The following is a 13,316-nucleotide window of genomic DNA, read 5'->3' on the forward strand; positions in this document are numbered from 1 at the left end:
CCCGTACACTCGGTGCCGAACACCGCAGGTAGGGAGCCATCATGAGCAGGTCGTGGCGTGGCCTCATCGAGGAATACCGTGAGCGTCTTCCCGTCACCACGAAGACGCCTGTCATCACGTTGCTCGAAGGCGGCACGCCGCTGGTGCCCGCGCACCGCGTGTCCGCCCTGACGGGGTGCGACGTCTACCTGAAGGTCGAGGGCGCCAACCCGACGGGCAGCTTCAAAGACCGCGGCATGACCATGGCCATCAGCAAGGCGGTCGAGGAGGGTGCCAAGGCGGTCATCTGCGCCTCCACGGGCAACACCTCGGCCTCGGCCGCGGCCTACGCCGTCCGCGCCGGGCTGACCTGCGCCGTGCTGGTGCCGCGGGGGAAGATCGCCATGGGCAAGCTCGCCCAGGCGCTCGTCCACGGGGCCACGCTGCTGCAGGTCGAGGGGTCGTTCGACGACTGCCTGGAGATGACCCGCAAGCTGTCGTCCAGCTACCCGATCGCCCTGGTCAACTCGGTCAACCCGTTCCGGCTTCAAGGACAGAAGACGGCCGCGTTCGAGATCGTCGACACCCTGGGTGACGCGCCCGACATCCACTGCATCCCGGTGGGCAACGCGGGCAACATCTCGGCGTACTGGATGGGCTACCAGGAATACGCCGCCGACGGGGTGGCGACGAAGCGGCCGCGCATGTTCGGCTTCCAGGCCAGCGGCGCGGCGCCCATCGTGCACGGCGCTCCCGTCGCCCATCCGCACACGATCGCCACCGCCATCCGCATCGGCAATCCGGCCTCCTGGTCGCTGGCCACCGCGGCCCGCGACGAGTCGGGCGGCGTCATCCAGGCGGTGACCGACAGGCAGATCGCGGCGGCGTACAAACTGCTGGCGCAGGAAGAGGGGGTCTTCGTCGAGCTGGCCTCCGCGGCCAGCGTCGCCGGGCTCCTGCAGGCCCACGCGCAGGGGCTCGTCGACCCGGGCCGGCGCATCGTCTGCACGGTCACGGGCAACGGGCTGAAGGATCCCGACTGGGCGATCTCCGGCGCGCCCGCGCCCGTCGTCATCCCCATCGACGTTCACGCCGCCGCGGCGGCGCTCAACCTCGCCTGACGGCGAGCACGGGGAGGCAAAAGTTGAGGAGGACCGTTCAGGTTCGCGTGCCCGCGACCTCGGCGAACCTCGGGCCGGGTTTCGACGCGCTCGGGCTGGCGCTGAGCCTGTACGACGACGTCGAGGCCACGCTCGCCGACGAGCCCGGGACACGCGTGATCGTGGACGGCGAGAGCGCCGGGGAGGTCGATCTCGGCGAAGGGCACCTCGTCGTCAAGGCCATGCGGGCGGCGTTCGACCGCATGGGGGTCGGCCAGCCCGACGGGATACGCCTGCGCTGCCACAACAGGATCCCGCACGCGCGCGGGCTGGGATCCTCGTCGGCGGCGATCTGCGCGGGCATCCTGGCCGCCCGCGCTTTGGCTGAGAGCGAACAATTTTCGGACGGCGAGGTTTTCGCGCTGGCCACCGAGATGGAGGGCCATCCGGACAACGTCGCCCCCTGCCTGGCCGGCGGGCTGACGGTGGCCTGGTCCGACCACACGGGGGCACCGCATATGGTGAAACTGGTCCCTGATGAGCGCATCCGCCCAGTCGTGGCCGTGCCATCGACGCGGCTGGCCACGGAGACCGCACGGGGACTACTGCCGAAGGACGTGCCCCACAAGGACGCATCGTTCAACGCCGGGCGGGCCGCGCTGCTGATCGCAGCGTTGACCCAGTGCCCGGAGCCAGGGCTTCTGCTTGCCGCCACCGAAGATCGACTCCATCAGAACTATCGCGCGCCTGCCATGCGGGACACCGCGAATCTGGTAGAACGTCTCCGTGCTGTGGGCGTGGCCGCGGTCGTTTCGGGAGCGGGTCCCACGGTTCTTGCGTTTTCGACATCGGATACGCAGGATTTGATCGCGCCAGAAGTGGGTAATGACTGGCACATCCAGCTAATGGACGTCGACCCGTTTGGTGCGAACGTTCAGGTCCCCGAGACACGCTGATGCCTCTTTAGACCTTCAGGGAATAGCCGTGTGCGCTGGTGATGTTAGGCTGGTAGCCGCACCAGATGCCCCCTTGGTGGGTGCGTGCTTGTCAGCCACACATCGCTGCATCATGCTTCACGTCGCGAGGCGTGGGCAGCGCGGCTGTCTCCCCGGAATCCGTCGCCTCCGGTTGGCCCACACCCGGTTGGCTCGAAACGAGGCGGCGACGACGGGGACCTGCGCGTTCGAGACACATCGACATCTGGTTGGCGACAGCAATCTGAGGGGTGTCAGCCACGCGCCACGGCCCTGTGGCGGCTTGGACGAGCCCCTCCCCAAGAGTGGCGGCCGTCCAAAGCGACAGCCGAAGATCGCAGAGTGCACCCCGACCCGGTCTGTCCCGCCGGATCGCAAGCACCTCCGGGACGCCCGGCAGAACGAAACCGGCGCCCGACCCCTGGGAAGGACCTTTTAGTTGAGCGACACCACCGAACTCCTCTCCGACGCATCAGGCGCTGAGCCGGCGTCCGGCGACACCCCCACCCGCGCACCGGCGAAGACCACCCGTGCGCGTCGCTCCGGCACCGGCCTGTCCGCCAAGGTGCTGCCCGAGCTGCAGAAGATGGCAGCGGAGCTGGGCATCAGCGGGACCGGGCGCATGCGGAAGAGCCAGCTCATCGCGGCCATCCAGGAGAAGCAGGGTGGCGGTTCCGGCGAAGGCGCACCGGCCCCCGCTCCGGCGGCCGAGGCTCCTGCCGCGGCGGACGCGGCGCCTGCCGCCGAGCGGCCCACCCGTACACGCAGGGAACGTTCCCGCGCCAAGACCACCGAGGAGCCCGCTCCGCAGCCCGTCGCACAGCCGGCGGAGCCCGTGGCCGCGGCCCCCGAGCCCGTCGCCGCTGCCGCTCCGGCAGAGCCGGTCGTGGAGCAGCAGGCCCCGGCCGTGGACAGCGGCCAGAGCGAGACGCGAGCCGAGCGCGGCGAGAGCCGCCGCGAGCGCCGCGGCCGCGGCGAGCGCCGCGAGCGTGGCGACCGTTCGAGCAGCAGTGACCGCTCTGGCGGCGACCGTTCGGGCGGCGACCGCGGTGAGGGCGGCCGACCTGAGAGCAGCCGCGACGGCGGGCGTGGCGAGCAGCAGCGCGAGCGCGCCGCCGACTTGGGCGGCCGAGGCGACCAGCGCGGTGACCAGCGCGGTGACCAGCGCGGTGACCAGCGCGGTGACCAGCGCGGTGACCAGCGGGGCGACCAGCGCGGTGACCAGCGGGGCGGCGACGACGACGACCGTGGTGGCCGTGGCCGCAGGGGCCGCTTCAGGGAGCGCAACCGCGGCCGTGGTCGCGACCGCTTCGAGGGCGGCGAGCCCGTCATCGGCGACGACGACGTGCTCATCCCGATCGCCGGCATCCTCGACATCCTCGACAACTACGCGTTCGTCAGGACCAGCGGCTACCTGCCGGGCAGCAACGACGTCTACGTCTCGCTGGCCCAGATCCGCCGCAACGGCCTGCGCAAGGGCGACGTCATCACCGGCGCCGTCAGGCAGCCCCGCGACGGCGAGCGGCGCGAGAAGTTCAACGCCCTGGTCCGCCTCGACACCGTCAACGGCATGGACCCGGAGCAGGCCCGCAACCGGCCCGACTTCAACAAGCTGACGCCGCTCTACCCGCAGGAGCGCCTGCGCCTCGAGACCGAGCCCAACATCCTGACCACGCGGATCATCGACCTCGTCTCGCCGATCGGCAAGGGCCAGCGCGGCCTCATCGTCTCGCCGCCCAAGGCCGGTAAGACGATGGTGCTGCAGGCCATCGCCAACGCGATCACCCGCAACAACCCCGAGTGCCACCTGATGGTCGTGCTCGTGGACGAGCGGCCTGAAGAGGTCACCGACATGCAGCGGTCGGTCAAGGGCGAGGTCATCCACTCGACCTTCGACCGTCCCGCCGAGGACCACACCACGGTCGCCGAGCTCGCCATCGAGCGGGCCAAGCGCCTGGTGGAGCTGGGCCACGACGTGGTAGTCCTGCTCGACTCGATCACCCGCCTCGGCCGCGCCTACAACCTGGCGGCCCCGGCGTCCGGCCGAATCCTGTCGGGTGGTGTCGACTCCACGGCGCTCTACCCGCCCAAGCGCTTCTTCGGCGCCGCCCGCAACATCGAGAACGGCGGCTCGCTGACGATCCTCGCCACGGCCCTGGTCGAGACCGGGTCCAAGATGGACGAGGTCATCTTCGAGGAGTTCAAGGGCACCGGCAACGCCGAGCTCAAGCTCAACCGTTCCTTGGCCGACAAGCGGATCTTCCCCGCGGTGGACGTGGACGCGTCCGGCACGCGTAAGGAAGAGATCCTCATGGGCAAGGACGAGCTCCAGATCGTCTGGAAGCTGCGGCGGGTGCTGCACGCTCTGGACATGCAGCAGGCGCTCGAGCTGCTGCTGGAGAAGATGAAGGAGACCAAGTCCAACGCGGAGTTCCTCCTGCAGGTCCAGAAGACCACGGTGAGCAACGACCGCGACTAGCGGCTCCCGGCACTGAAGGGGCGGCAGGGGTTCATCCCCTGCCGCCCCTTTCCGTTCACACCGCGTCGCGCTCTGTGTGGCGAGGCGGGGGTTCGTCGGAGTGGCGGGGCGGGGGTTAGCCCTACCTCGACGACGGAGCCTCCCACATTCACCTCGGCCCTTCTTGCGGGCACTCTGGGGACATGCCATCAGTCGCGTTGAAGGACCGTGTTCCGTTAGGTCCCAAGGGCCCCTTGGGCATCGTGGTCGACCCGATGACGTGGCGGGCGGCGCCGTACCTGCTGGTCACCGGGGGGTTCGGGCTCGGCTGGTTCGTCGTGCTGTCCGTGGCCCTGCCCGCCGCGCTCACGCTGACGGTCGTCTGGGTGGGCGTGCCGCTGGTGATGGCGACGGTGCTGATGTGGCGTGGCGGGGCGATGCTGGAGCGGCGGCTGATGCACGCGGCGTTCGGCGTCAAGATAGACGACCCGTACCACCCCAGGCCGGAACGCGGGCTAGGTGCGCATCTCCGGTGGCTGCTGGCGGACGCGGCCACCTGGCAGGACCTGGGCTACCTGCTGATGCTGCTCCCGCTCGGCCTGGTCGAGACGGCCCTGTCCGTGGTCCTGTGGACGGCGTCGGCCATGCTGCTCATCCAGCCCATCCTGATGTCTCTGTGGGTGGCGACGGGCCTCCACAGCGAGCTGACCATCGACAGCTGGCCGGGCGCCTTCGTGGCCGCGATGTTCGGGGTGCTGCTGTTCGTGCTGGCGGCGTACCTGGTGCAGGGGATGGCCTGGCTGCACGGGACGCTGGCGACGGTGCTGCTCGGCGGCAGCCAGGAGGAGCGGCTGCGGGCCAGCAGGGCCAGGGGGATCGACGCGGCCGAGGCGGAACGGCGCAGGATAGAGCGCGACCTGCACGACGGCGCGCAGCAGCGGCTGCTGTCGGTGGCGGTGGACCTGGGGCGGGCTCAGTCGAAGTTCGACAACGCGCCCGAGGAGGCCAGGATGCTCATCGCCCAGGCCCACGCCGGCACGAAGGCGGCCATCGCCGAGCTGCGCAACCTGGCCAGGGGCATCCATCCGGCCATCCTGAGCGACCGCGGCCTGGACGCGGCCCTGTCGGGGCTGGCCGCGCGGGCGCCCGTCCGCGTGGACGTCTCCGTCGAGCTGGGCGAACGGCCGCCCGCCGCGGTAGAGAGCATCGCGTACTTCATCGTGGCCGAGACGCTGACCAACATGGCCAAGCACTCCGGCGCCACCGAGGCGTCGGTGACGGTGGTCAGGGACCACCGCGGCGTGGTCGTCGACGTGTGGGACAACGGCATCGGCGGCGCGGTCGTGTGCGCGGGCGGCGGCCTGTCCGGGCTGGCCGACCGGGCGGCCACCATCGACGGCGTGCTCGTCCTGCACAGCCCCCTGGGCGGCCCCACGCTGGTGCGTGCGGAGCTTCCCTGCGAGTGGTAGCCGGTCCGTGCGGGCTCTCCCGTGCGCAGGCGCGCTGCGAATGGTAGTCATGTGGCCATGCGCGTGGTCATCGCCGAGGACTCCGTACTGCTGCGTGAGGGTCTCGCCCGCCTGCTCGCCGACGGCGGCATCGAGACCGTCGCGGCCGTCTCGGACGGGTCCGCGCTGGTGTCCGCGGTGCTGGAGCACGAGCCCGACCTGGCGATCGTCGACGTACGCATGCCGCCGACCCACACCGACGAGGGCCTGCGGGCGGCGCTGCAGGTGCGTGCGGCCGTACCCGACTTCCCGATCCTGGTCCTCTCGCAGTACGTCGAGGAGCGCTACGCGGGAGACTTCATCGGCAAGGCCGTCGGCTACCTGCTGAAAGAGCGGGTGGCCGACGTGGCCGAGTTCCTGGAGGCGGTACGTCAGGTGGCGGCCGGCGGTACGGTCATCGACCCCGAGGTCGTCGTGCAGTTATTGAGCCGCCAGCGCCGCGGCGCTCCGCTCGACTCGCTCTCGCCCCGCGAGCGCGAGGTGCTCGCCCTGATGGCCGAGGGCCGCTCCAACACCGCCATCGCCACCAGGCTGGTCGTCACGGAGGGCGCCGTGGAAAAACATATCTCCGGTATTTTTGCCAAACTGGCCCTCGGGCCCGCGCCGGAGGATCACCGCCGCGTCCTCGCCGTTCTGACGTACCTGGGCCGTTGACGGGAATGCGCGATGGCCTGGGATGGTTGGACGATCTGGCACACTGGTAGCTGACCATTTAGCGGTTCCGGTTCACGCCGTGCGTGAAGGCGACCCGGCGGCCGCACCCCGAAAGGACAGCGATGAAGCGCGACATCCACCCCGAATATCACGTGACGCAGGTGTCCTGCTCCTGCGGTAACACGTTCACCACCCGTAGCACCGCCAAGAACGGCGTCATCCACGCCGACGTGTGCTCTGCCTGCCACCCGTTCTACACCGGCAAGCAGAAGATCCTCGACACCGGCGGCCGGGTGGCTCGCTTCGAGAAGCGCTTCGGCAAGAAGGCCGCGGGCAAGTAGCTTCACCGACGCCGGCCCGGACGCACTCCCGTGCGCCGGGTCGGCGTTGTTGGTGAAGGCCGACCTCAGCCGAACTCAAACGTAAGGACGCACGGTGAATCTCGACGAGTTGCTCAAGGAGTATTCCGAGCTGGAGCTGCAGCTCGCCGATCCCGCCGTGCACGCCGACCAGAGCAAGGCTCGCACCCTGGGCAAGCGCTACTCGCAGCTCACGCCGATCGTCGGCACGTACCGCGAGCTCGATTCGGCCCGCGAGGACCTCGGCGCCGCCAAGGAGCTGGCCGGTGAGGACGAGGCGTTCGCGGCCGAGGCCGCCGAGATCGAGGAGCGCATCCCCCAGCTGGAGGAGAAGCTCAGGCACCTGCTCATCCCGCGCGATCCCAACGATGACAAGGACATCATCATGGAGATCAAGGCGGGCGAGGGCGGCGAGGAGTCCGCGCTGTTCGCGGGCGACCTGCTGCGGATGTACCTGAGGTACGCCGAGCGCCTTGGCTGGAAGACCGAGATCATCGACAGCCAGCCCTCCGACCTGGGCGGCTACAAAGATGTCACGGTCGGCATCAGGGCCAAGGGCGACGAGGGCGTGTGGTCCAGGCTCAAGTACGAGGGCGGCGTCCACCGCGTGCAGCGGGTGCCCGTCACCGAGTCGCAGGGCCGCATCCACACCAGCGCCGCGGGCGTGCTCGTCTACCCGGAGGCGGAGGAGGTCGACGTCCAGATCGACCCCAACGACCTGCGCATCGACGTCTACCGCTCCAGCGGCCCCGGCGGCCAGAGCGTCAACACCACCGACTCGGCGGTCCGCATCACCCACCTGCCCACCGGCGTGGTCGTCTCGTGCCAGAACGAGAAGAGCCAGCTCCAGAACAAGGAGTCGGCCCTGCGCATCCTGCGCGCCCGGCTGCTGGCCATCGCGCAGGAGGAGGCCGAGGCAGCCGCGCAGGCCGAGCGCAAGTCGCAGGTCCGCACGGTCGACCGCTCCGAGCGCGTACGCACCTACAACTTCCCGGAAAACCGCATCTCCGACCACCGGGTCGGCTTCAAGGCGTATAACCTCGACCAGGTTCTCGACGGCGAGCTCAACGCCGTCACCCAGGCCCTCATCGACGCCGAGATGGCGGAGAAGCTCGCACAACACTCATGACATTTCTGCTGGACGAGATCGCCCTCGCCACCGCCCGGCTGGCCGAGGCAGGTGTTCCCTCACCGCGCACCGACGCTGAGGAGATCGCGGCGTTCGTCCACGGCGTGCGCAGGAGCGAGCTCCACACGGTCAAGGACGCCGACTTCGACGCGCTGTTCTGGGAGGGCGTCGCCAGGCGCGAGGCCCGCGAGCCGCTGCAGCACATCACCGGGCACGCCTACTTCCGCTACCTGGAGCTCGCGGTCGGGCCCGGAGTGTTCGTGCCGCGGCCCGAGACCGAGGTGCTGGCGGGCTGGGCCATCGAGACGCTGCGCGAGATGGACGTGACAGCCCCGCTCGTGGTCGACCTCGGCACCGGCTCTGGCGCGATCGCACTCTCGATCGCCCAGGAGGTGGCGCTGGCCGAGGTCCACGCCGTGGAGGTCGACCCCGAGGCGTACACATGGGCCAAGCGCAACATCTCCGAGCTCGGCCAGGGCCGCACCCACCTCCACCCGGAGGACCTCGCGGAGGCGCTGCCCGAGCTCAACGGCAAGGTCGACCTGGTCATCTCCAACCCGCCGTACATCCCGCCCGGCGCGATCCCGCGCGACCCCGAGGTGCGTCACTACGATCCCTCCAGGGCGCTGTACGGCTCCGGCGACGACGGGCTCGGCGAGGTCCGCGCGGTCGAGCGTACGGCCCGCCGCCTGCTGCGGCCGGGCGGCTGGGTGGCGGTCGAGCACGCCGACGAGCAGGGCAGAGCGGTCTATCTGACGTTCCCCGAGGACAACGGCTGGCGTGATGTGCGCCTTCGCCAGGACCTCACCAGAAGAGACCGCTTCGTCACGGCCCGGCTGGGCCAGGACTAGGATCCATGCGAGCGAGGTGATTGGATCGTGGGAAGACGCTTTGACTGCTCCGACCTGGAGCAGCGGACCGAGGGCCTGACGGAGGCCGCCGCAGCGGTGCGCCGTGGCGATCTCGTGGTGCTGCCGACGGACACCGTCTACGGCATCGGTGCCGACGCGTTCACGCCGTCGGCGGTCACCGCGCTGCTCGACGCCAAGGGTCGGGGCCGCGAGATGCCGCCGCCCGTGCTCGTGGGCACCGTCAGAGCCGCCACAGCGCTCATAGACGACCTCGGGCCGTACGGGCAGGACTTGATAGACGCCTTCTGGCCTGGGCCGCTCACGTTGGTCTGCAAGGCCAACAGGGCCCTTTCCTGGGACCTGGGGGAGACCAAGGGCACGGTGGCCGTACGCATGCCGCTCCACCCCGTGGCGCTCGACCTGCTCAAGGAGACCGGCCCCATGGCCGTTTCCAGCGCCAACCGCTCCGGCGCCCCCGCCGCCACCACGGCGGAGGAGGCCGAGGAGCAGCTCGGGGAGTCGGTCGCGGTCTACCTCGACGCCGGCAAGACCACCGACAACACGCCCTCCACCATCATCGACCTCACCACGGCCGTGCCCAGGCTGCTGCGTCGCGGTGCGATCCCGGTGGAGAAGCTGCGCGGCATCATCGGGTACGTCGCCACCGAGGACTGACGTATACCGTCTGCTTATCCCGGCTGCGATCGCCCTCCGGCCAAGATTACGGTGAGGCCCGGAGCGGCGATTACGTCCGGGAGTGGCGCATGGGCAAGTTCGACGGCATGGATCCGAAGCTGGTCCGCGACCTGCTGACCGAGGTGAAACACGCGGCCACGCAGATGCGCGCGGTCGAGGACCGGGTCAGGCTCGCCATGCAACGGGCTGAGCTGTCCGCCGTGACCACCCACCGCCCCGCCCAGGTCGCGGACTCGGTCGACGCGATGGTCAAGGACGTCAACGTCCGGCTCGGGGTGCTGGAGAAGCGGGTCGACCGGCCGCGCGGTGACGTTCCGGGGACGGGGGCGGGGTCCACGCAGGACGACGAGCCCAAGGACGTACGCGGGGATCAGGGCAAGTACGACAATCCACGGGCCGACGAGACACCCCCGAAGAACGACGACACCAAGACGGACGCCGATGGCAAGACCGGCGACGGTGCCAAGACGGACGCGGATGGCAAGACCGGGGACGGTGCCAAGACGGACGCGGATGGCAAGACCGGGGACGGTGCCAAGACGGACGCCGACGGCAAGACCGGCGATGGTGCCAAGACGGACGCCGACGGCAAGACCGGGGACGGTGCCAAGACGGACGCCGAGGGCAAGACCGGGGACGGTGCCAAGACGGACGCCGACGGCAAGACGGACTCCGATGGCGATGGGAAGACGTGCGACGGCGCCAAGGACACGGGGACCGGCCAGGACGCCGGGACCGGGGACAAGACCGGTGATCAGCCCGTTGACCAGCCTGTCGACCAGCCCAAGGACGACGACCTGGACAGTCGGCGCGACCGCGGCGCCGAGGCGGACGGCAGCACGACCGGCACCCCGGCCAAGGACCAGCAGGACGTGAGCAGGCCGCAGATCGTGGAGGTCGACGGCGTCAAGGTCCTGCAGATACCCATCGATCCGCCCACGGCCGAGCAACTGGAAGACCTGCTCCAGAACGCCGACAAGGTCCAGCCGGCGGAGATGCCGAAGCTCCCCGCCGACGGCGCGACGACCCACGCCGCCGACGTCAACACTTGGGCCAACGACGGCAGCGACGTGGTCTCCGCCGACACCACCCCGCCCAACCTGGACGCGCTGAAGACGGTGGTGGGCCATCACCGCGAGATCCCGCCGCTGGACATGCCAGGCTTGTCGGAGACGTCGGGCTACGACACCACGCCCACGGACGGCACGGCCCCCACGGACGGCACAGCCCCCACCGCGGGGACGAACGACGACGCCTGCGCCTCCGGCACCACGCCGGGTGGCACCGACACGACCCCGGGCGGCACGGACACCACGCCAGGTCGTGCCGACACGACCCCGGGCGGCACGGACACCACGCCGGGCGGCACCGACACGACGCCAGGCGGCACGGGTGTCACACCCGACCGGCCCTCGGGCGACGGGACGGGCCAAGGGGCGGGTGACGGGCAGGGGACGGGCGCCCGGGGAGCCGGTGACCAGGGGGCAGGAGGCACGGGTGACCAGCGGGCGGGAGGCCAAGGGGCACCCGTCACGATCCCGCCGACCAACCCCTCGATCCAGGTGCAGATCGCGTACGGGCCGGAAACAGCGGCATCGAACGTCAGCGCCTGGGCAAGCGACGGCAGCGACGTCGTCTCCGTGGACGTCGCCCCGCCCAGCCTGGACGCGCTGAGGACGGTTGTGGAGCACCACCGCGACATCCAGCCCCTCGACATGCCCTCGGTCGAGGTCCCCCCGGGCGAGTACGGCAAGGGCGAGTGGGCACCCAGGCACATCCAGCCGGACGGCCCGCAGGGCGAGATAGACCCCGGCACGCCGGAAAGGAGCGCGTGATGTACGTCGACCCCCCGGCGCCCAGGCCAAGGGACCCCAACGAGACCCCGCCGGTCAGCGCCTCGGGAGCCCTGGACAGCCCTCAGAGGGCCTGGGAGTTCAACCCCGAGTACCAGCGCCTGGTCGTGGCGTGGAACACCGTCCTGCCCCAGCTGGAGAGCCTCAGAACGGCACTTGACAAGGCGTACGGCCTGGCCAAGAGCCCTCAGACGTGGGACGCGCCTGTGGGCGAGCGCTACGTCCAGGACATCCGCGAGTGGCGCACCAGGCTCGCCGTCTACCGCCACAACGTGCTGACGACGATCAGCGACGAGGCGGCCGACACCCCTAGGTGGATCCAGACGACGGCCAACGCGCCGCACGCGTTCCAGTAGCACGTACGAGGCTCGTCACCGTACTTCGGCGGGGTTCTCGTGCGTGGGAGGCACCCGCGGCTGGGAGAAAGGGACATCAGGTCGTACCCTGGGAAAATGGGTGAGGAACCCTACTACGGCCCCGACTTCGGGCTGCTGCGGAAGCAGGACCCGGAGCTCGCACAGGTCTTGCTCGATGAGCTGGACCGGCAGCGAGGCAATCTTCAGCTGGTCGCGAGCGAGAACTTCACGTCGCCCGCCGTCCTGGCCGCGATGGGCTCGACCCTCACCAACAAGTACGCCGAGGGTTACCCGGGCAGGCGCTACTACGGCGGCTGTGAGGTCGTGGACCGGGCCGAGCGGCTGGCGGTGCAGCGGGCGCGCGAGCTGTTCGGGGCGGAGCACGCCAACGTCCAGCCCCACTCCGGCGCCTCGGCGAACCTGGCCGCCTACGCCGCGCTCCTGCAGCCCGGCGACACCATGCTGGCCATGGCCCTGCCGCACGGCGGCCATCTCACCCATGGCTCCAAGGTGAATTTCTCGGGTAAATGGTTCAACGTCGTGTCGTACGGGGTGCGAAGGGACACCGAACTCATCGACTACGACGAAGTCAGGGACCTGGCCCTGCGGCACCAGCCGAAGCTCATCGTGTGCGGCGCCACGGCGTACCCGAGGCTGATCGACTTCACGGTCTTCCGCGGCATAGCGGACGAGGTGGGGGCGTGGCTGATGGCCGACGTGGCGCACACGATCGGGCTGATGGCGGGCGGCGCGATCCCGTCGGCGGTGCCGCACGCGGACGTCGTGACGCTCACCACCCACAAAGCGCTGCGCGGGCCGCGCGGAGGGGCCATCCTGTGCACGGAGGAGTTGGCCAAGAAGATCGACCGGGCGGTGTACCCGTTCATCCAGGGCGGGCCGTTGATGCACGTGGTGGCGGCCAAGGCGGTGGCGTTCGCGGAGGCGATGCGGCCGGAGTTCGCGGACTACGCCAGGCGCGTGATCGTGAACGCGCAGGCGCTGACGGAAGCGCTGGCCGGCGATGGGATGCGGCCCGTGTCCGGCGGCACGGACACCCATCTGGCACTGATCGACCTCCGTGAACTCGACGTGTCCGGCGCCGAGGCGGAGACCAGGTGCGCCGCGGCGGGGATCACGCTCAACCGGAACGTGATCCCGTACGATCCCGAGCCGGCGGCGATCACGTCGGGGATCCGCGTCGGCACGCCGTGCGTGACCACCCAGGGCATGGGCCCCGAGGAGCTGAAAGAGGTGGGAACCCTGGTGACCAGGGCAGTGCGCCAACCGGGTTCGGCCAGGGAGATTCGGGATAGAGTCGCGGCGCTCCTTGCCATCCATCAGCCATATCTCAGCGAATATTAAGCTGGTCTGTGTCGTTTTCCGGCCCCAGCAGGCCGGA

At 70.1% G+C, this 13,316-nt stretch carries 12 protein-coding genes; all 12 read left to right on the forward strand.

The features are described 5' to 3' along the window. The first annotated feature begins 41 nt into the window (after positions 1–41). The 12 genes from thrC to glyA all read left to right on the forward strand — a co-directional run bounded on the left by thrC (position 42) and on the right by glyA (position 13,279). A complete protein-coding gene (gene thrC, locus ACQPWU_RS10370) occupies positions 42–1,100 on the forward strand; it encodes a threonine synthase (protein WP_433438620.1) in 1,059 nt (352 codons plus the stop codon). A 47-nt stretch (positions 1,101–1,147) separates the two neighbouring features. Beyond that, entirely contained in the window at positions 1,148–2,035 is an 888-nt protein-coding gene (gene thrB, locus ACQPWU_RS10375; RefSeq protein WP_433438621.1) for a homoserine kinase, read from the forward strand. A 457-nt stretch (positions 2,036–2,492) separates the two neighbouring features. Continuing rightward, positions 2,493–4,532 (forward strand): transcription termination factor Rho, encoded by a 2,040-nt coding sequence (gene rho, locus ACQPWU_RS10380; RefSeq protein WP_433438622.1) that lies wholly within the window; start codon positions 2,493–2,495, stop codon positions 4,530–4,532. A 242-nt stretch (positions 4,533–4,774) separates the two neighbouring features. Then, positions 4,775–5,980 carry a sensor histidine kinase gene (locus tag ACQPWU_RS10385; RefSeq protein ID WP_433445180.1) on the forward strand — a complete coding sequence of 402 codons (1,206 nt, stop codon included), beginning with the start codon at positions 4,775–4,777 and terminating at the stop codon, positions 5,978–5,980. A 57-nt stretch (positions 5,981–6,037) separates the two neighbouring features. Beyond that, a complete protein-coding gene (locus tag ACQPWU_RS10390; RefSeq protein WP_433438623.1) occupies positions 6,038–6,673 on the forward strand; it encodes a response regulator in 636 nt (211 codons plus the stop codon). A gap of 122 nt (positions 6,674–6,795) precedes the next feature. Beyond that, the gene (gene rpmE, locus ACQPWU_RS10395) at positions 6,796–7,014 is read left to right on the forward strand and encodes a 50S ribosomal protein L31 (protein WP_020546698.1); all 219 of its coding nucleotides are present in this window, start codon (positions 6,796–6,798) and stop codon (positions 7,012–7,014) included. Between the two features lie 94 nt (positions 7,015–7,108). Next, positions 7,109–8,161, forward strand: a complete 1,053-nt coding sequence (gene prfA / locus ACQPWU_RS10400) for a peptide chain release factor 1 (RefSeq protein ID WP_433438624.1) — start codon at positions 7,109–7,111, stop codon at positions 8,159–8,161. Further along, a complete protein-coding gene (gene prmC / locus ACQPWU_RS10405) occupies positions 8,158–9,012 on the forward strand; it encodes a peptide chain release factor N(5)-glutamine methyltransferase (RefSeq protein WP_433438625.1) in 855 nt (284 codons plus the stop codon). The genes prfA and prmC overlap by 4 nt, the downstream gene beginning before the upstream one ends. Positions 9,013–9,039: 27 nt before the next feature. Beyond that, the gene (locus ACQPWU_RS10410) at positions 9,040–9,687 is read left to right on the forward strand and encodes an L-threonylcarbamoyladenylate synthase (protein ID WP_360692469.1); all 648 of its coding nucleotides are present in this window, start codon (positions 9,040–9,042) and stop codon (positions 9,685–9,687) included. 89 nt (positions 9,688–9,776) lie between these two features. After that, positions 9,777–11,543 (forward strand): hypothetical protein, encoded by a 1,767-nt coding sequence (locus ACQPWU_RS10415; RefSeq protein WP_433438626.1) that lies wholly within the window; start codon positions 9,777–9,779, stop codon positions 11,541–11,543. Then, positions 11,543–11,917, forward strand: a complete 375-nt coding sequence (locus ACQPWU_RS10420; RefSeq protein WP_433438627.1) for a hypothetical protein — start codon at positions 11,543–11,545, stop codon at positions 11,915–11,917. Before ACQPWU_RS10415 ends, ACQPWU_RS10420 begins: the two co-directional genes overlap by 1 nt. A gap of 96 nt (positions 11,918–12,013) precedes the next feature. Beyond that, positions 12,014–13,279 carry a serine hydroxymethyltransferase gene (gene glyA / locus ACQPWU_RS10425; RefSeq protein WP_433438628.1) on the forward strand — a complete coding sequence of 422 codons (1,266 nt, stop codon included), beginning with the start codon at positions 12,014–12,016 and terminating at the stop codon, positions 13,277–13,279. Positions 13,280–13,316 lie beyond the last annotated feature (37 nt).

This window comes from Nonomuraea sp. CA-141351 (assembly GCF_050944675.1).
Classification (GTDB): domain Bacteria; phylum Actinomycetota; class Actinomycetes; order Streptosporangiales; family Streptosporangiaceae; genus Nonomuraea.